The organism is Marinomonas sp. G8-14 (genome assembly GCF_055808935.1).
Genome location: NZ_CM147891.1, coordinates 513387 through 532976 on the forward strand (window position 1 = coordinate 513387; position 19590 = coordinate 532976).

At 42.9% G+C, this 19590-nt stretch carries 20 protein-coding genes; 18 read left to right on the forward strand and 2 right to left on the reverse strand.

The window, feature by feature from the left end; all coding sequences use genetic code 11:
- Nucleotides 1-331 precede the first annotated feature (331 nt).
- Nucleotides 332-928, reverse strand: coding sequence for a tRNA (N6-threonylcarbamoyladenosine(37)-N6)-methyltransferase TrmO (tsaA, locus tag AC0L6V_RS02525; RefSeq protein ID WP_418139063.1), 597 nt, complete (start codon nt 926-928; stop codon nt 332-334).
- A 259-nt stretch (nt 929-1187) separates the two neighbouring features.
- Here tsaA and AC0L6V_RS02530 point away from each other — a divergent pair, with 259 nt between their 5' ends.
- From AC0L6V_RS02530 to AC0L6V_RS02610, 17 genes are all read left to right on the forward strand, one after another.
- A complete protein-coding gene (locus tag AC0L6V_RS02530; RefSeq protein ID WP_265217228.1) occupies nt 1188-2447 on the forward strand; it encodes a glutamate-5-semialdehyde dehydrogenase in 1260 nt (419 codons plus the stop codon).
- The gene (gene nadD, locus AC0L6V_RS02535; protein ID WP_265217230.1) at nt 2437-3102 is read left to right on the forward strand and encodes a nicotinate-nucleotide adenylyltransferase; all 666 of its coding nucleotides are present in this window, start codon (nt 2437-2439) and stop codon (nt 3100-3102) included. The genes AC0L6V_RS02530 and nadD overlap by 11 nt, the downstream gene beginning before the upstream one ends.
- Before the next feature lie 14 nt (nt 3103-3116).
- On the forward strand, nt 3117-3470 hold the full coding sequence (gene rsfS / locus AC0L6V_RS02540; protein ID WP_265217231.1) for a ribosome silencing factor: 354 nt from the start codon (nt 3117-3119) through the stop codon (nt 3468-3470).
- Between the two features lie 10 nt (nt 3471-3480).
- Nucleotides 3481-3948 carry a 23S rRNA (pseudouridine(1915)-N(3))-methyltransferase RlmH gene (gene rlmH / locus AC0L6V_RS02545; RefSeq protein ID WP_265217232.1) on the forward strand — a complete coding sequence of 156 codons (468 nt, stop codon included), beginning with the start codon at nt 3481-3483 and terminating at the stop codon, nt 3946-3948.
- Between the two features lie 10 nt (nt 3949-3958).
- Nucleotides 3959-5842: a penicillin-binding protein 2 gene (mrdA, locus tag AC0L6V_RS02550; protein WP_265217233.1), complete on the forward strand. Its 1884-nt coding sequence runs from the start codon at nt 3959-3961 to the stop codon at nt 5840-5842.
- Nucleotides 5832-6953 (forward strand): rod shape-determining protein RodA, encoded by a 1122-nt coding sequence (rodA, locus tag AC0L6V_RS02555; protein WP_409419320.1) that lies wholly within the window; start codon nt 5832-5834, stop codon nt 6951-6953. Before mrdA ends, rodA begins: the two co-directional genes overlap by 11 nt.
- Entirely contained in the window at nt 6950-7981 is a 1032-nt protein-coding gene (gene mltB / locus AC0L6V_RS02560; protein WP_418138748.1) for a lytic murein transglycosylase B, read from the forward strand. The genes rodA and mltB overlap by 4 nt, the downstream gene beginning before the upstream one ends.
- Nucleotides 7982-7995: 14 nt before the next feature.
- Nucleotides 7996-8940, forward strand: a complete 945-nt coding sequence (locus AC0L6V_RS02565) for a septal ring lytic transglycosylase RlpA family protein (protein ID WP_265217235.1) — start codon at nt 7996-7998, stop codon at nt 8938-8940.
- An 81-nt stretch (nt 8941-9021) separates the two neighbouring features.
- Nucleotides 9022-10170 carry a D-alanyl-D-alanine carboxypeptidase family protein gene (locus AC0L6V_RS02570; protein ID WP_265217236.1) on the forward strand — a complete coding sequence of 383 codons (1149 nt, stop codon included), beginning with the start codon at nt 9022-9024 and terminating at the stop codon, nt 10168-10170.
- A 30-nt stretch (nt 10171-10200) separates the two neighbouring features.
- A complete protein-coding gene (locus tag AC0L6V_RS02575) occupies nt 10201-10506 on the forward strand; it encodes a YbeD family protein (RefSeq protein ID WP_265217237.1) in 306 nt (101 codons plus the stop codon).
- On the forward strand, nt 10507-11151 hold the full coding sequence (gene lipB, locus AC0L6V_RS02580) for a lipoyl(octanoyl) transferase LipB (protein ID WP_265217238.1): 645 nt from the start codon (nt 10507-10509) through the stop codon (nt 11149-11151).
- Nucleotide 11152: 1 nt separating this feature from the next.
- A complete protein-coding gene (gene lipA / locus AC0L6V_RS02585) occupies nt 11153-12112 on the forward strand; it encodes a lipoyl synthase (protein WP_265217241.1) in 960 nt (319 codons plus the stop codon).
- A 150-nt stretch (nt 12113-12262) separates the two neighbouring features.
- On the forward strand, nt 12263-14167 hold the full coding sequence (gene speA, locus AC0L6V_RS02590; protein ID WP_418138749.1) for a biosynthetic arginine decarboxylase: 1905 nt from the start codon (nt 12263-12265) through the stop codon (nt 14165-14167).
- 49 nt (nt 14168-14216) lie between these two features.
- Entirely contained in the window at nt 14217-14441 is a 225-nt protein-coding gene (locus AC0L6V_RS02595) for a nitrilase-related carbon-nitrogen hydrolase (RefSeq protein WP_265217242.1), read from the forward strand.
- On the forward strand, nt 14438-15097 hold the full coding sequence (locus AC0L6V_RS02600; protein WP_473482604.1) for a nitrilase-related carbon-nitrogen hydrolase: 660 nt from the start codon (nt 14438-14440) through the stop codon (nt 15095-15097). Before AC0L6V_RS02595 ends, AC0L6V_RS02600 begins: the two co-directional genes overlap by 4 nt.
- Nucleotides 15098-15423: 326 nt before the next feature.
- A complete protein-coding gene (locus AC0L6V_RS02605; RefSeq protein ID WP_418138750.1) occupies nt 15424-15804 on the forward strand; it encodes an antibiotic biosynthesis monooxygenase family protein in 381 nt (126 codons plus the stop codon).
- Nucleotides 15801-16310, forward strand: a complete 510-nt coding sequence (locus tag AC0L6V_RS02610; RefSeq protein WP_418138751.1) for a GNAT family N-acetyltransferase — start codon at nt 15801-15803, stop codon at nt 16308-16310. The genes AC0L6V_RS02605 and AC0L6V_RS02610 overlap by 4 nt, the downstream gene beginning before the upstream one ends.
- Nucleotides 16311-16323: 13 nt before the next feature.
- Here the strand turns inward: AC0L6V_RS02610 and AC0L6V_RS02615 are convergent, their stop codons facing one another.
- Nucleotides 16324-16689: a hypothetical protein gene (locus tag AC0L6V_RS02615; RefSeq protein ID WP_418138752.1), complete on the reverse strand. Its 366-nt coding sequence runs from the start codon at nt 16687-16689 to the stop codon at nt 16324-16326.
- A gap of 545 nt (nt 16690-17234) precedes the next feature.
- Between AC0L6V_RS02615 and parC the strand changes: the two genes are divergently transcribed.
- Complete coding sequence (gene parC / locus AC0L6V_RS02620) at nt 17235-19535, forward strand: DNA topoisomerase IV subunit A (RefSeq protein ID WP_409419325.1); 2301 nt, start codon at nt 17235-17237, stop codon at nt 19533-19535.
- Nucleotides 19536-19590 lie beyond the last annotated feature (55 nt).

A 19590-nucleotide genomic window follows, 5' to 3' on the forward strand; every position in this document is an offset into this window, starting at 1 on the left:
CGAATTTATTGACAAGAAAACTATACACATAACATGTGGATAACCATGGGTATAGACTCGGTGTATGTTTTTCTAGCGTAGCGAGTTCAGTAGCTTTTCGGTGTCTTCTTCGGTCCAGTTGTCTTTTTCCAGTAATGCTTTTAGGGCTTTGCTCTGTTGTGCATTGTGAAGGTTTTTTTGAAACTTTGCATAATGAAAGTCTTTTATAAGGCGTTCATCGTGCTCCGAGCGATAAAGTGTTGGTTTTTCGCTCGCTTGTGCCTTTTTTTCTCAAGAGCATCGATTTTTTTGTAAGTGTTTAAGAACTGTTTCTTATTCATTTCTTACTCTCTTATGTTTGCTCAATTCGAAGTATTTCAAAGTGATCAATTCTTGCGCACCACTTCACATTAATGTTCCAAAGTTTGATGCCGTGCTCTCTGTCAAGTTGTTCTGATAAATAAGAAGGCCTAGGGTCTTGTTCAATAATCTGTTTTATTAAAGTGGCTATTTCTTTGTTATGCAAGTTTTGGTATTGCATGCATTGGCTTTTTGCGAGTTCGGAAAATAAGACGGGCTTTTTCATTGTTTGTGCTGGTGTCGGAGCAAAACCACCTTTTGCGTCAGTGATACTATCTGCATAAGGTAGATAGGGTTTTATATCTAGAACGGGAGTGCCATCTAGTAAATCCGCTCCATGCAGATCAATAAAGGTTTTTTTGTCTTCTTGGTAGATTCGTCCAATTTTGACGACAGAGAGTCCAATAGGGTTGGGTCTATGGGTTGCGCGCGTAGCAAATACGCCCATTTTCGTTTTTCCACCTAGGCGCGGAGGTCGTATTTTTGCTTTCCAGTTTTCCGTCATACAAGCGTGAAAAATGAATTGTATCCAGATGTGTGAAAAACCGTCGAGCCCTTCTAAAGCGTCTAGTCTATTGTAGGGTGGGATGAGGCTCTAAGCGCGCTGTAGCTTCTGTGACAAGCCCTGGTTGGCGTGGAATGCCGAACTTTTCTTTGTAGCAAGAATGTATTACGCCAATAGTGGTTAAGTTAAAAGAATTATGGGATGACAATGAGCGATCCTTTGATATAAATCTGCGCTAAACGAATAAAAATATTGTGATAGTATACTGCTTACATGAAACGAACTGCGATTTAATTTAGCGATTCGTTGTTCTGTTCTTTTTAACTTTTATCAGAGAGTAAAAATGTCTTTAGAATCTTATATGAATCAAATTGGTCAGCAAGCTAGGGCGGCTTCTCGTCTGCTTGCTAAAGCATCCACAAAGCAAAAAAACATGGCTTTATTTGCTATGGCTGACGCTTTGGAGAGTGCTCGACCTCGATTGATATCTGAGAACGCTAAAGATATGGATAATGGCCGTGCTAAGGGCTTGGACTCGGCATTACTTGATAGGTTGCTTTTGGATAATAAGCGTATCGATAGCATGATTGAAGGTTTAAAACAGGTAGCTGCTTTGCCTGACCCGATTGGTGAAATATCTGATATGGTGTATTTACCATCAGGTATTCAACGTGGGCAAATGCGCGTTCCTTTAGGTGTAATTGGTATTATCTACGAGTCTCGCCCAAATGTGACGATTGATGCAGCGAGCTTATGCCTAAAATCGGGTAATGCGACTATTTTGCGTGGAGGGTCTGAGGCGTTTTATTCCAACCAAGCTATTGCGGAGGCCGTTACTTCGGGGGTTGTTGCGGCAGGATTGCCTGAGCATGCGGTGCAAGTTCTTAATACGACTGACAGAGATGCTGTTGGGATGTTGATCTCTATGCCAGAGTTTGTTGATGTGATCGTTCCTCGAGGCGGCAAGAGTTTAATAGAACGTATTAGTAAGGATGCTCGTGTCCCCGTTATAAAGCATCTAGATGGCAACTGTCATGTGTATGTCGATGATGAGGCTGATTTGGAAAAGGCGTTTGCTATTGCTATGAATGCAAAAACACGTCGTTACGGTGTGTGTAATGCGATGGAGTCCTTGCTAGTGCATTCGGCTGTTGCTGATAAATTTTTGCCCAAGTTAATAGGCGCTTTGCAAGAGAAAGGCGTGTCTTTAGTAGGGTGTGAGCAAACTCGTGCTATTGATTCTTCTGTTGAGTTAGCGACAGAGGAAGATTGGTATACAGAATATTTAGCGCCTAAGTTGTCTATTAAGGTTTTAGCCAATATGGATAAAGCGATCAGTCACATCAATCAGTATGGTTCTCATCATACTGATGCAATTGTTTCGCAGAATTATTCTAAAACACGTGCGTTTTTGACCGAAGTGGATTCATCATCCGTTATGGTGAATGCATCGACATCTTTTGCTGATGGTTTTGAATATGGGTTTGGGGCTGAAATTGGCATATCGACCGACAAAATTCACGCTCGTGGCCCCGTTGGCTTATTGGGGCTGACCAGTCAAAAGTACATTGTCCTTGGCGATGGTCATACTCGTGACAACTAGAGTTAACGATAACGTAAAGACTTCTGGGTTGGCTATTATGGGTGGGACATTTGATCCCGTTCATAATGGCCATCTAAGAACAGCGGTTGAGATTTTAGATCGTTATCATTATTCGACTATGAAGCTAATACCTTGTTTTCAGCCCGTTCATAAAGACCGACCAAGTGTTCTGCCTGAACAAAGACTTGAAATGACAAGGCTTGCTGTATCTGGTGACGATCGATTGAGTGTTGATTCTCGTGAAATTGATAGGGAAGGTCCAAGTTATAGTATCGATACGTTGCGAGACCTGCGTGAGGAAATCGGTCCTGATGAATCGCTAATTATGGTGTTGGGAATGGATAGCTTTTTATCTCTTCCAACGTGGCATGATTGGCAGCAGATAATCCAGTATGCTCACTTGCTGGTTGTCTCTCGACCTGGTTGGGAGCCCGATTTAATCTCTGAATTGAGTGGTTTTTGCGAAAACTATCGTGCCGCATCGTCGCATGAGTTACAATGCGCGCCCTCAGGGCGGGTCTGGTTCGAGACTCTTACTCCTTTGGGGATATCCTCTAGCATGATCAGGGCGCTTGCTCGTAAAAACGAGTCGATTGCTTACCTATTGCCGGAGCCAGTCCAAAAATATATAGAACAACATCAATTATATCGATAGGGTAACGTAATTATATGAGTCAGCTTAACTTAACAGCAGATCAAATTTTGGCTTTTGCTGTTGAAGCATTGGAAGATGTGAAAGGTGATAAAATCACCGTACTAAACGTAGGAAATCATACTGATATGATGGATTACATGGTGATTTGTACTGGCACGTCAAAGCGTCATGTTAATGCTTTGGGTCAAAATGTATTTGAACATTTGAAAGCGCAAGGTCTTCAGCCACTTGGTTCAGAAGGTCGTGGTATGGGCAGTGATTGGGTATTGGTCGACTTACATGACGTTGTTGTGCATGTCATGACAGAAGAAGCGCGAGCGTTTTATGATCTCGAGAAGTTATGGGATATTAAACCAGAAATAATGTAAGGTTTTTTTAATGCGCGTTCGTTTGATTGCTGTTGGTAGCAAAATGCCAAAGTGGGTGACTGAAGGTTACGATGAGTATGCAAAGCGCTTACCTAAGGATTTTGCTTTAGAGCTGGTTGAAATACCCATGTCACCTCGCGGGAAAAATACGGATATATTGAAAGCCATTCGTAAAGAAGGAGATAGCATGTTAGAGGCTATCCCCTCAGGTGATAAAGTCATTGCAATGGAAGTGCTTGGCAAGGAATGGTCCACCGATCAGCTGGCTGACCAGACCGAACAGTGGCGAATGGATGGTCACAATGTGAGTTTGTTGGTGGGTGGGCCAGATGGCTTAGACCCTAGATGTACAGCTCGCGCTGATCAAGTTTGGTCTTTATCGCGTTTGACATTGCCACATCCTATGGTGAGAATTATTTTGGCAGAGCAAATTTATCGTGCTTGGACGCTCATGAATAATCATCCGTATCACAGATAAGGTAAACCTGGTGAGCCGTCGACATCAAAATTTTCGTAATTACCGCCAAGAACAGCGACTAACACAGGGGCGTGTTATTGCGTCTGCTATTTTTGTTATGTTAATGGCATTGGTGTTGATGGCACGATTGTTTTACCTTCAAGTTGTTCAGCATGAAATCTACCAAACCAAGGCGGACGATAATCGTGTTATGTTGGTTACCGAGCCGCCTCCGCGAGGATTAATTTATGACCGTAATGGTTTGGTGCTGGCTGATAATCGACCAATACACAGTTTGACTGTGATTCCTGAGCGCGTTGACGATTTTGCTAAATTAAGACAAATGCTTGCCGGCATAGTTAATATTAGTGATAGCGAATGGGATGACTTTGATAGTCGGTTGAAAGAGTACCGCAGACCTTATCAATCACTTACGTTAAAGTCACAATTAACTGATGAAGAGTGGGCTAAGGTATCTGTTGATCTTTATCAGCTTGATGGGGTTCAAGTAGAAGCGCAATTAACGCGATACTACCCCTACGGTGAAGCTTTTGCCCATGCAATTGGCTACGTTGGTCGAATTACAACGGACGATTTGGAACGGGTGGATCGTCTTGCTTATCAAGGTGCTTTGTTTATTGGTAAAACAGGTGTTGAAGGTTTTTACGAAAAAACGTTATTTGGCGAAGCAGGTCTAAGCAAGGTTGAAGTAAACGCTCGTGGCCGTATTATGTCTGAATTGGATCGACAAAATCCCACGCCAGGTAAAGATTTGCATTTATATTTGGATGCAAGGCTTCAGCAGTATGCCTATGATCTTTTGGGGGATTATACAGGGTCAGTTGTGGCAATAGACCCGGCAACTGGAGGGATTTTGGCACTTGTTTCTAAGCCAGGTTTTGATCCAAATCTGTTTGTGCGCGGCATTTCGTATGATGATTACTCTGCACTTCGGAAGTCGCCAAAGTTACCTCTTTTCAACCGCGCGCTTCGCGGAGGCTACCCTCCAGCTTCAACAATTAAGCCTTTCATGGGGTTGGCTGGACTAGAATACGGCTTCTCTACTTGGACAGAACGTTATTTCGCCAGAGGTTATTATCAAATTAATCCGGATGGACGCCGTTATCGTGACTGGAAGCGAACGGGGCATGGGTGGATTGATTTGGAGCGCTCTATTATTGAGTCGGTTGATACTTATTATTACCAGTTAGCCAATAAAATGGGCATCACACCCATTCATAATTTTTTGTCGCGATTTGGTTTTGGACGCAGTACTTTGCTTGATTTGAATGGCGACAGTATTGGTTTATTGCCTTCAAATGAATGGAAAAAAGCGAAGTATAAAGAGCCTTGGTATCCGGGAGACTCGGTCAACGTCGGTATTGGTCAGGGCTTTATGGTGGCGACTCCTATGCAAATTGCTTCAGCAACGTCTGCACTGGCAAGCCGAGGGCATTATTTTTATCCAAGAATGACTGCTATGGTGGGGGATAAACCGGCTGAGTTTGAAGATGGTCTTGGTGATGAACACGATATCGTTCTGAAAGATCAACGTAACTGGGAGAGAATGATTGAGGCGATGCGCAAAGTCATTACGGACTCTCAAGGGACAGCACGACGCCTGCAAGGTACACCCTATGACATTGCAGGAAAAACAGGGACAGGGCAGGTGTTTAGTCTTCAAGAAGACCAAGAATATGACGCGGATTCGTTGGAGAAACGTTTGCATGATCATGCGTTATTCATCGGTTTTGCTCCGGCCGAAAAACCTAAAATTTCAGTATTTGCCATTTTTGAGAATGGCGGAAGCAGCTCGAAACCTGCGGATTTAACCAAGAAATTATTCGATGCTTATCTCTACGATGATTATCCTGCCGAATATGACTATTTAAAAGGTAATAAAAATGAAGGATAGCTTTTATCGCAGGGCGATATCTTTTACCAATGCGCGTTTATGGCTATTGGTGCATGTCGATATTCTGTTGATAGGGTCTTTATTATTACTGATTAGCGGCGGTTTGGTTATTCTGTACTCAGCGTCAGGGCAAGACGTAGCGATGGTAGAACGGCAAGTGTTTCGCTTGGCAGTTGGGATGTTTGTTTGTCTAATATTGGCGCAGTTACCACCAAAATACATGCGGCGAGCTTCGCCTACATTGTTTATTTTTATTACGTTATTATTGGTTTGTGTATTGTTGTTTGGTGTCGGAGCAAAAGGGGCTCAGCGTTGGCTGGCTTTGCCTGGAGGTTTGCGTTTTCAACCTTCGGAAATCATGAAAATTGTGATGCCTATGATGATTGCATGGTATTTTTCAGATAGGCAGCTGCCCCCCACCTTTAAGCAAATAATGACTGTCATAGTATTGATCGCTATTCCAGTGGTATTAATTGCAAAACAGCCAGACCTGGGAACCTCTTTGTTGGTGGCGGTTTCGGGGATCTTTGTCCTCTTTCTTGCAGGACTTGGTTGGCGTTATATTATCGGTGCAGCGGCATTGGCACCCATTGCGGGCTATACATTGTGGCAATTTATGCGAGAGTATCAGCGTCAGCGAGTGTTGACGTTTTTGAATCCGGAAAGTGATCCTCTTGGCTCTGGTTGGAATATTATTCAGTCTAAAACGGCTATTGGTTCTGGTGGTCTGTATGGCAAAGGTTTTTTAGAAGGGACTCAGGCTCAGTTGGATTTTTTGCCTGAAAGTCATACCGATTTTATTATTGCCGTTTTGGCTGAAGAGTTTGGGATGGTAGGGTGTGGTGTTTTGATCCTTGCTTATTCTCTTGTTATTGCTCGTGGTTTGTATATTGCGGCGAATGCTGAGGACAATTATGCACGTTTGTTAGCCGGTAGTTTGACGCTTACTTTTTTTGTATACATGTTTGTAAATATTGGCATGGTATCAGGCATTCTGCCGGTTGTTGGGGTACCCTTACCACTGGTCAGTTATGGTGGTACTTCTATTATTACTATCATGGCGACATTTGGGATTTTGATGTCAGTACAAACACATAAAAGAGCGAGATGATGATTAAGCAAGCTGCATTGGTATTTTTAACGCTTGGTCTAACTGCGTGTAGTAGTGTGGATCATTCTACGTTGCCTTTACATTCTGGCGTTAGTGAAACGCTTCTAGAGGATATGCCAGCAGAATGGGTAGATTCTTACGCTGGTAATCCAGAGGTGCAGAGTTTTATTTCGCGTCTTGTAAAAGAGCATAATTACGATAGAAACCGTCTAGAATTGGCATTTTCTCACATCAAGGTGCGCCCTAAAGTGATTGAGAAGTCCGATAACCAGCCGGAAGTGTTGATACCTTATTATGAATACAAAACGCGATTTGTGAACGAGGAAAGAGCCAAACTTGGCTATCAATTTGCTCAGAGCAACCTCGAATGGTTACATAAAGCCGAGCAAGAATTTGGTGTTGACCCAAATGTAATTGTTGCACTCATTGGAGTGGAAACGTATTACGGACGTATTACAGGTTCTAATGATGTTTTTACTTCACTGACGACTCTAGCGTTTGATTATCCCAGACGTAAAGCGTACTTTCAAAGTGAGCTTGAAGCTTATTTATTGCTAGCTCGTCAAGAAGGATGGAACATTGGGCAAACAAAGGGGTCATATAGTGGGGCGATGGGGATGGTGCAGTTTATGCCCAGTAACTATCAAAAATTGGCTATAGATTACGACAAAAATGGTCATATTGATCTATGGGGTTCTGCTGCGGATGCTATTGGCAGTGTTGCGAACTATCTTAAACATCACGGTTGGCAGAAAGACCAGCCGTGGTTTGTGATGGCTTCTGTTGGTGATCCTGAGAAAGTCAAAGATGAAATCAATCGTGGTAGAGAGCCTAGTAAAGACATGGTCGATTGGTCGGCACTGACTGTGCTGCCTACTCAGCCTTTTATTCCTCAGAAAACGGGTTTGATTGCTCTGAGAACTGGGCCGGAAGAGATGTCTTACTGGTTAGGATATAAGAATTTTTTTACCATTATGGATTACAACCCAAGTAGGCGATATGCCATGTCGGTATTGGAGCCTCGCTAAGAGTATAGGAAGCTATGAAAATCATTAACATACTATTGGTTGCTGGCTTAAGCTTGCTGGTACTGAATGGATGTATGAGTACGCGTCATGTGCTGGGAAAAGATGAAATCGACTACGAAAAAGCGTCAGGCGGTGGGCGCTATTCTATATTGCAAGACCACGGTCCGGACGGTGATTTTGATGCTGATAATATTCCTGAGCCGATTCCAAAGTGGGAGCCAAGAAGTCGAGGTGGCAATAAGAGTCCGTATGAGGTTTGGGGAAATAAGTACTGGGTAATGGCTTCAGCCCAAGGTTATGTTGCTGAGGGTAAAGCTTCTTGGTATGGCAACAAATTCCATGGTCATAAGACGTCAAATGGGGAAACATATGACATGTATGGGTTTTCTGCTGCGCACAAATCTCTGCCGCTACCCACTTATGTCAAAGTCACCAACCTCGATAATCATCGCTCTGTTATTGTTAGAGTAAATGATAGGGGACCATTTCATGGTGATCGCCTGATAGATCTTTCTTATGCGGCAGCAGCGAGACTGGACTATCATAAAAAAGGTGTCGCACGAGTGCGAGTCGAAGCAATCACGCCAGCAAAAGGCGATGTATATCGACCCTCTAAAGCGGTTCTTGAAACGCCGGCTAAACAAGTAAAAAGCTTGCCTGCTAAGGCTTCGCCTAGTATTTCTTCGTCACCAAGAGAGTCATCAAATACATCATCTGATATGGTTTTTTCCCATCTTCAGCTTGCTGCTTTCAGTGCCGAAGAATCGGCAAATAAATTAAAGCGGCGGCTCTTTGAGGCATTTGATACCAGTATTAAAGTCGTTATAAATAAGCAAGATGACGGCTTGTATAAAGTGTTGGTCGGTCCTTTTGAAAGCCAAGATTCATTGACCGAATGGCAGCAAAAACTACAACAGGAAGGTTTTGGTAGCCCCGTAAGGGTGGCTTTATTGCCTTAGTGTTACTTTTTTTAGGCTAGAGATTCATAGAATGCTCTAGTATCATTTACCCACATTTTTTAGAAGACGATATTTTTGAGTATGAAAAAACTTCTGGTTACTTTATCCCTTGTGTTTGGCTTTATTAGTGGCTCTGTATTCGCCGCACCTGCGTTGATACCGACGCCTCCCCAGTTATCGGCAAGCAGTTATATTTTGATGGATGCCTATACTGGTGATGTGTTGGTGGAACATAACGCTGATGAGGCTTTGCCGCCAGCGAGTCTGACTAAATTGATGACGGCCTATATTGTTGAGTATGAACTTGCTCGTGGAAACTTGTCTTTGGAAGATAAAGTTACAGTGAGTGAAAACGCTTGGCGCATGGAAGGGTCACGTATGTTTATCCGCGAAGGTACGCAAGTATCTATAGAAGACTTGCTTCGTGGAATTATCATTCAATCAGGTAATGATGCAAGTGTCGCTGCTGCAGAATATATTGCCGGAAGTGAGTCGGCTTTTGCTGATTTGATGAATCAACACGCTAAGCTATTGGGCATGACAAATACAAACTTTGTCAATTCGACTGGTTTTCCAGCAGAAAATCATTACTCAAGTGCCCATGATATCGCCAAAATATCTCGTGCGACCATTGTGCAGTTTCCAGAAAACTACACCATGTATGCGGAAAAAGAGTTTACATACAATGATATTCGCCAACCTAATCGTAATCGTTTGTTGTGGCGTGATAAAACTGTTGATGGTTTGAAAACGGGACATACAGAAGCGGCAGGTTACTGTTTGGCTGCTTCTGCAGTGCGTAATGGGACACGATTGATTACAGTTGTAATGGGAACTAAATCCGATGAAGCACGAGCGGCTGAAGCGCAAAAGCTATTAGATTTTGGTTTTAGATACTATGAAACACGTAAGCTGTATAGCCGTGGTCAAGTGGTTAACAATGCCCGTGTTTGGGGAGGCAGCCAATCTAGTGTGAAAGTCGGTTTTGCAGAAGATGTGCTGGTTACTATGCCTCGTCAGCAAGGTGATGCTATGTCAGCAACGTTAGACATGCAGCCTGAAATCGTTGCACCTATCGCGATCGGTGATGTGCTTGGTAAGATTGTAGTAGGCTCCGAGGCTGGTGTACTACTAGAACGCCCAGTGGTTGCATTAGAAGCAGTAGAAGAAGGTGGTTTCTTTAAACGAATGTTTGATAAAATTAAACTATTCTTTATGAACTTGTTTTAAGCCCCAATAGGCTGATGGTAGATTAAATTAATGGCGTTAATTACAAAAAATGGTGATCAAGCTGAAAAAGCAGTTGATGCACCTAAAATTGAGTTTCCTTGCGAAAATTACGTTATCAAGGTGGTATCTCTTGATGTTGATGGTATTCATACCGAGATAACAGAACGTTTGCTTATACATGCACCCGAAATGGATACAAAAGCTGAAAACACTAATCGCTCTAGCAAAGGCCGGTTTGTCAGTTTTAGTTTTCGTATTGTGGCTCAAAGTGAGGATCAATTATCGGCATTGCATCATGACTTAATGTCAATTGAAGCCGTTAAGATGGTCATGTAAATGGAACGTGATTTAATTTGCCGTGATTTAGGGATTATTGACTATACGGAAACATGGGAGCGGATGAAACAGTTTACTCAGACTCGTACTAAAGACGATGCTGATGAAATTTGGCTGTTAGAACATCCCTCCTTGTTTACGCAAGGTCAAGCGGGAAAAGAAGAGCACCTTTTGGCTCCAGGTGATATTCCTGTCATTCAGGTTGATCGTGGTGGCCAAGTTACCTACCATGGGCCAGGGCAACTAGTGGCTTATGTTATGGTAGACTTAAAACGCTTGGGAATAGGGGTACGTGATCTAGTTAGCGTATTGGAAAATGCTGTGGTTGGTACTTTAGTACAGAACTCAATAAAAGCGTATCCAAAGCCTGATGCTCCAGGTGTGTATGTCGATGAACGGAAAATTGCGTCGTTGGGTTTACGTGTACGCAGAGGTTGCTCCTTTCATGGGCTAGCCTTAAATGTTGATATGGATCTCACCCCATTTAATCGTATCAACCCGTGTGGCTATCAAGGCTTGCAGATGGTGGATATGAAGCGACTTAACAAAGACGCTATTTTATCAAATGTAAAGGTTCAGTTGGCGAATCAGTTAGCTGAGCAACTCGGATACAGTTATCCGGCTATCCAACAAGGGTGGAAATAGAATGACAGCAGAACGCAAGCGCGTTGTCCAAGGGGAAAAATTACGCGGTGCCGATAAAATGGCGCGTATCCCTATTAAAATTGTTCCTACTGAAGAAATTCCACGCAAGCCAGATTGGCTTCGTGTTCGTATGCCAGCGTCGCCAGAAATTGCTCGTATTAAAGCGACTTTGCGTGAGCATAAACTTGCCTCTGTATGTGAAGAAGCTAACTGCCCAAACTTGGGAGAGTGCTTTAGTAACGGTACAGCGACGTTTATGATTATGGGTGAAATTTGTACTCGTCGTTGCCCTTTTTGTGATGTGGCGCATGGTCGCCCTAATCCGCTTAGTGCTGATGAACCAAAAGAATTGGCGGCAGCAATTCGTGATATGAAGCTGAAATATGTGGTTATTACCTCAGTAGATCGTGATGATCTTCGTGATGGTGGTGCCCAGCATTTTGTTGATTGCATTACTGAAACACGTGCTGCAAGTCCGCATATTGAAATCGAAACATTGGTTCCAGACTTCCGTGGTCGTATGGAGGTCGCAATTGATACACTGTCAATTGCACCGCCAGATGTGTTTAACCACAACTTGGAATCTATTCCACGCTTGTATCGTCAAGTGAGACCTGGATCTGATTATCAGTGGTCCTTAGATCTTTTGAAAAATTTTAAAGATCGTTGCCCAAATGTACCCACCAAGTCCGGTTTAATGGTTGGAATGGGAGAAACATTTGAAGAAATTGTTGAAGTGTTAAAAGATTTACGTGCTCATAATGTTGATATGCTAACCATTGGGCAGTACCTACAACCATCAAAGCATCATTTTCCTATGGCGCGCTTTGTACCGCCCGAAGAATTTGAGCGTTATGAGCAAGTCGCAAAAGAGTTAGGCTTTAAGCATGCAGCGTGTGGACCATTAGTTCGCTCTTCTTACCATGCAGATAAGCAAGCACATGGCGAACACGTTTCTTAATTTGTTCGTTCGTTATAATAAAGCGGAGTTAAGAGATTTCTTAGCACCGCTTTTTTTATTTGAACTAAACCTAAAAAATGTCTGTGTTTCATTATGTTGTGCCTTTTATAAACGGCGCTAATTGCAGCTATTTAGACTTTTGGAGATGATATGAAGCCTTGGTCAATCAAAGACTCAATGGAACTTTACAACGTAGGTCACTGGAGTAGTGGTTTTTTTTCAATTAACGATAAAGGGCGTGTTATTGCATTACCTGATAGGGAAAATAGCATTGATTTAACAGAGCTGTCTGTCGCGCTAAAACAGCAAGGTATCCCTTACCCTTGTTTGGTTAGATTCCCGAATATCCTTCACTCACGTATAGAAAAAATTACCAATTCATTTCAGCAGGCCATAGATCATTACGACTATCAGGCAAAATATGCCATTGTGTATCCAATAAAAGTAAATCAGCAGCGTCGTGTTGTGGAAGAAATTGCTGCATGCCAACCTGATAATGCGTCTACTGTTGGCTTGGAAGCAGGTAGTAAGCCAGAACTGATGGCTGTGTTGGCTATGCATAAAAATGCTGATGGCATTATTGTGTGTAACGGCTATAAAGATCGTGAATTTATTCATCTTGCCTTGATGGCCGAAAAAATGGGTCATCAAGTGTTTATTGTCGTTGAAAAAATGCATGAGCTTGATTGGATTTTAGAAGAGGCAGATAAAATTGGGGTTCAGCCTCGTATTGGTATCCGGATTCGCTTGGCGTCTACTTGCACGACTCACTGGGGTAACAGCGGTGGTGAAAAATCGAAATTTGGATTGACGACTTCACAATTGCTGCGTGCTATTGAGCGCCTGCGTGAGTTGAATTTACTACACTGCCTTGAGTTAATTCACTTCCATTTAGGATCACAAATCACTCGAATTCGAGATATCCAAAACAGCTTAAAAGAATGCGCTCGTTATTACGCTGAACTTCATCAAATGGATGTAAAAGTAAAATGGGTGGATGTAGGGGGCGGTCTAGGTGTCGACTATGAAGGAACGCGCTGTCAAAACGATTTTTCGGCAAACTACAGTATTGGTGAATATGCCAATAATGTGGTGTTCGCTTTCCATAATGTCTGCGAACAGTATGAACTTCCTCATCCCCATTTGATTTCTGAATCGGGTCGTGCCGTTACTGCCCATCATGCCATGATGATCGCGGATGTTTTCTCTCACGGCGCTGAGCTATTACCCATTGAAGAAGCCGCAGAAGACAGTGAGCTTGAGTTGCAACGTCTTTGGGCGTGTTATCAAAGCTTGAAAGGGCAGAATGAAGAAGAAAGTCGTTCACTTGTAGAGATTTATCATGATTTGCTAGATGACTTTAATGATAGCCTAACACTCTACAATCATGGGCAGCTTAATCTGTCGCAAAGAGCGCAAGCGGAGAACCTATTTTTGTCCGCATGCCGTAATTTATTGCCGCGTTTAGACAATCGTAATCGAGGTCATCGTGCGGTGATTGATGAGTTGAATGAGCGATTGGCTGAGAAATTATTTGTCAATTTGTCGGTGTTTCAATCTATGCCAGATGCTTGGGGTATCGATCAATTGTTCCCTGTATTGCCACTGCAAGGATTAGATCAAGCGCCTTCCTTTAGAGGAAAGATACAAGACGTTACTTGTGACTCTGATGGTTGTTTGTACAGCTATGTGGATGGTCAAGGGATAGAATCGTCTCTGCCGTTACCTCCACCACCTCCTAAAGGGGAAGATTATTTGATGGGCTTCTTTTTAGTTGGAGCTTATCAGGAAACATTGGGGGATTTACATAACTTATTTGGTGATACTTGTTCGGTAGATGTTTACTTAACGGATGATGGTTTCAGAATCGACCATGTATTAAAAGGCGATAGTGTGCAGGATGTACTTAAATCCGTTAGCTATAATGAGCAAGAATTATTAAACAGCTATCAAGATAAGATCGCTGCAAGTCCGCTTAGCCAAGAAGAGCAAGCCACTTTGCTAGCAACCTATAAAAAAGTGCTAGCAGGTAGTACTTATTTGACTCAAGTATAAAGTTAGTATTTTGCTTTGTTTGGCGAGATTTTTTTGGAGGTAGTAAAGTATGAGTAATGTAAAAGTGGCCTGCGTTCAAATGGCGGTTGGTACCGATTTTCAAGCAAATTTAGACAATGCGGTGGCACAAGTAAGAGAAGCGGCCGCTAATAATGCCAATATTATTTTGTTACAAGAATTGTTTATGGGGCCGTATTTTTGTATTGATCAAAAGCCTGCATATTTTGATTGGGACTTCAGCCGGTTAATGATTGCTTGGCAATTCAAACTATGAGCAAGCTTGCCGAAGAATTGGGTGTTGTGTTGCCAATCAGCTTTTTCGAGCGCGATGGTAATGTTTTTTATAATTCTTTAGTGATGATTGATGCCAATGGTGATGTCATGGATTTGTATCGTAAGACACACATTCCTGATGGCCCAGGTTATCAGGAAAAATATTATTTCACACCGGGTAATACCGGGGTGAAAGTGTGGGACACTCAGTTTGGTCGTATCGGCTGTGGTATTTGTTGGGATCAGTGGTTCCCTGAGCTGGCTCGAGAGTTAGCGTTAAAAGGCGCAGAGCTGATTTTTTATCCTACCGCAATTGGTTCTGAGCCACCTTATCCAGAGTGGGATTCTAAGGATCATTGGCAAAGAACCATGCAAGGTCACTCTGCTGCTAACATGGTGCCTGTTATTGCGGCAAATCGCGTAGGTAGAGAAGAAGGCGAGAATAGCTTTATTCAGTTCTATGGTTCTTCTTTTATGACCGATGAAATGGGAGCAATGAAATGTGTTGCAGGTCGTGATGAGAGTACAATCCTGTACTCAGAATACGATTTAGATGCGATTCGTAAAGCTCGCCGTTCCTTTGGTTTGTTCCGTGATCGTCGCCCAGATCAGTACCAAGCGATTACCGCAGGTGCAGGGAGTTCTTGGGAGAAATAGCGGTGATAGCATAAAAAAGTGCCCGCATAATGCGGGCACAAGCTATCCTTATCCTTATTGACTGAAGGGGAACATCAATAAGGGAGATCTATTTGCACTTGGCTTTTAACAAGCCAAAAAAATAATAGGTAATATAGTGCAATCCTAAATGTCACTGATGACAAGTTATACGTCTTCTTGTACTGATACAGCATTACAATGAGACTCGAGCACTTGCCTGCCAGTGTAGATCTGTCCTAACTATAGTCCGATATTTCTAAAAATGCGGATATAATCTTAAAAATTGTATAATTATCAAACAATTTAGTATGTGTCTTAGAGAGTCGATGAAGGTATTTAGTTCCTCCAGTGCGCTGCCTTATTTTGCTGTTTTTTTATCCAGCAAACTGTTATCGAACGATGTGTCTTATCGCATTATGGTTGAAAAAGTGCTTGAGCTAGCGCAAGCTCAGCCAGGTTTTCTTGGCACTGAATACGGTGCAGGAGAAATGGATTTGCTGGTCACCTACTGGCAAACTAAAGAGGCAGCAGAGGCTTGGTTGAATCATGATATGCAGCGCAGAATTCTATCTATAGGTGAAAATATTTGGTATGAAGAATATTCGTTGAAATTGTCTGAAGTGATGAGCGATATGTCATTTAAGTACTCTAATTCCTCTTTGCGTGCGTCTCGTTTCCCTAAAATTATCACCAAAAGGGGGTGTTGACGATATTAGACGAATCTCAAGCGTCGCTTTTGCACGATTATGTTAATCAAGAAAAGGCCTTTCTTTCCCCATGGGAGCCGCAACGTAGTGACGCTTATTATTCTCTTGAGACGTGTCAGTTACGAATTCGAGAAATGCGTCGAGACTTCTTGGAGGATAAAGGGGTCGTGTTTTGTTTTTTGTCGCCCAATGAAGACAGAATGCTAGCTTATAGCAATTACTCGAACATAATCCGTGGCGTTTTTCAGGCTTGTAATCTCGGTTACAGCCTTCGGGAAAGCGAACAAGGGAAGGGGATTATGCATGAGGTTCTTAGTGCGGGTTTGGAGTATATCCATAAAGAATTACACATTGATCGAATTCAGGCTAGCTATATGCCAAGAAATGCTAAGAGCGCGGCGGTGCTCAAAAAACTCGGTTTTGATAAAGAAGGGGTTGCGAGAGATTATCTTAAGATCAACGGTCGTTGGGAGGATCATATTTTAACCGCTTTGGTGTTGCGCTAACGAAATTTAGTATTCAATTCGGCTTTGTTAGCACCAATATTCGTCCTTTGCTTTGTTGCGCTGTCATGACGGACAATAGAGTGATGCTGTCTTTACTTGGGTTCAAAACGGCCCGACGCTCTTGTTTGGTAATGACTTTTCCAAGAGTAGGGCAGCTTTCCGGTGCTTTTTTACCGTTCGATATAAAGGCTACACCGTTTAACGGAAGAAGGTATTGAGTGGCATTTTTTTGGTAGTAGAGTGTTTCTTTAAAGTGCGCAGGGTACAGCTCAAGAGTAATGCTTCCTGAAGCACCTTGCCATAGCGGCCAAGTTTTTATGTGATTCCTGCCAGGGATGAGGCTCAACTGTGCCAGAAGATATTTTTTGAAATACGTCATTTTCCTCGACATGTCTGGTTGAACTCAGGCGTATCAAACAAAGTTCAACGGCTGGAGTTAGTAAGGTAATGTTATTGATCGTGTGTGCGGCTAGCCAAATTCCTTGGTGTGTTTTTAGTACGGTTTCTTTTTCTGTAAGATGAGCGTTCTGTTGTGTTGATTGTTGCAGGTAGATGTCACCTTTAATAATAAAAACAAATGTGTCGGCTTGGTGGTGATAGAAGCGTGTGGGAGTGGTATTTTGAAAAAGGGATTCTTGGGCAATAAACAGATCATTCTGTTGGCAAATGATGACGCGCTTACTCGTCTCTCCGAGACTGTAGGAAATTAAGCCGAGGGTATTTTGATCTGATACATTCATCAACAGATGCCTTATTAATTGTCACGTGTATTGAAACACGAGAATAGTGAGCTTTCCATGATAATCTTAACGGTAATGTTGCAGTGAGTTAGGGTGTTTCTTTATAGTTGAGTCCCATATTTATTTATGAAAACCGCATGGCTGATAATATGTCCATGCAAACGATAGTAGAAGGAAAGTTTCCTTGAGTGAGTTGTCAAATTTCGAGTCGAATGAAACCCTTTCATTAAAAGACTACACAGAAAAAGCGTACTTGAATTATTCCATGTACGTTATTTTAGATCGAGCTTTGCCGCATATTGGTGATGGGTTAAAGCCAGTTCAGCGACGTATTATCTATGCGATGAGTGAATTGGGGCTGAAATCCAGCGCGAAATACAAAAAATCCGCTCGTACCGTGGGTGACGTACTCGGTAAATTTCACCCTCATGGTGATAGTGCTTGTTACGAAGCTATGGTGTTAATGGCTCAGCCTTTTTCATACCGTTATCCTTTGGTTGATGGTCAGGGTAACTGGGGTGCACCAGATGATCCAAAATCATTCGCCGCTATGCGTTACACAGAATCTCGGTTATCAAAGTACGCAGACTTATTATTGAGGGAAGTTAGTCAAGGTACGGTTGATTGGACACTCAACTTCGACGGAACGTTGCAAGAGCCTTCTGTTTTGCCGTCACGCCTGCCTAACTTATTACTTAATGGTACAACAGGCATTGCAGTAGGGATGGCGACGGATATTCCGCCGCATAACTTACGCGAAATCGGCGGTGCCTGTATTCATCTGCTGAATAATCCCAACGCAGAATTAGAGGATTTGCTTAACTTTGTACAAGGTCCTGACTTTCCGACAGGCGGCGAAATCATCACGCCAAGAAGCGATATTGTTAAGTTATACGAAACGGGTAAAGGGCAGATTAAAGCAAGAGCCCGCTTTACTCTTGAAGAAGGCGAAGTTGTTGTCAATGAGCTGCCTCATCAAGTGTCAGGTAGTAAAATATTAGAGCAAATTGCCGCGCAGATGCAGGCCAAGAAGCTGCCTATGGTTGTTGATTTACGTGATGAGTCTGATCATGAAAATTCGACTCGCTTAGTGATTGTGCCTAAATCAAATCGCGTTGATATTGATGCGTTGATGACGCATCTTTTTGCCACAACGGATTTGGAGAAGTCCTATCGCGTCAATATGAACGTGATTGGCTTGGATGGCTTACCGCAAGTGAAGCCATTGAAAAACTTTTTATCGGAGTGGTTGCGTTTCCGTATAGATGTTGTACGCCGTCGTTTGCAATTCCGCCTTGATAAAGTCATGAACCGTCTACACATTCTAGAAGGTTTGCTGATTGCTTATTTAAACATTGATGAAGTCATTGACATCATTCGTACTGAAGAAAAGCCTAAAGTGGAGTTGATGGCGCGTTTTGGTTTGAGTGATATGCAAGCGGAATCGATTTTAGAGCTGAAGTTGCGTCATCTTGCGAAGCTTGAAGAGATGCGCATCAAAGGTGAACAGGACGAGTTGGAAAAAGAGCGTAAGCAGCTAGAAGGGTTGTTGTCTTCTGATCGTAAATTAAAAAAATTGATTACTGATGAGATCCAAGAAGCCATTGATGATTTCGGCGATGATCGTCGTACCCCCATTGTTGCTCGTAAAGAAGCTCAGGCGTTCAGTGAGGAGGATTTATTGTCTAATGATCCGATCACTGTCGTCTTATCCAAGCAGGGCTGGATTCGTGCCGCGAAAGGTCATGATATTGATGTCCATGGTTTGAGTTATAAATCGGGTGATGAATTTCTTGTTAGTACAAAGGGGCGCTCGAACCAAACCTTGGTTTTACTGGCCTCTAATGGTCGAACGTACTCGATTAAAGCACATACATTGCCATCGGCTCGTGGTCAGGGTGAGCCTATTACAGGGCGTATCACACTAGAAAAAGACGCCACAATTGTCTCTGCTGTATTGGATAATGAAGAGGCTTATTACTTAGTGGCCAGTGACGCAGGTTATGGTTTTGTTGCTCAGCTTAAAGAGCTATATGCGAAAAATAAAGCGGGGAAAGCCACCTTATCGTTACCAAGAGGTGCCCAAGTGATGGCGCCTGTGTTTGTCCAAAATCCGGAGCAAGGTCGTGTGGTAGCGATTTCCAATGAGGGGCGCATGCTGGCCTTTGATGTGGCTTCTTTACCCCAAATGGCAAAAGGCAAAGGGAATAAGATGATCAGTATTCCAAGTGCGCGCGCTGCGGACAGAGAGGAATTGGTCGTTGCGTTGGCTTGTGTACAGCCTGATGATTTGTTACTGGCTCATGCTGGTAAGCGCTTTATTTCTTTTGCAGCCAAAGAGCTTGAAGAATATGTGGGTGAACGTGGACGTAGGGGATTAAAGCTGCCACGAGGGTTGCAGCGAATTGACAGCCTTGAAGTTAAGATTGGCGAAGGCAAGTTGGTGAAGGCAGAAGAGCCGACGACTCCGAGTTTGCTTGAGTGATGGATAAATGGGCGTCGAGGTCATAAAATTATAACCTTGTGATGCAAAGATGAAT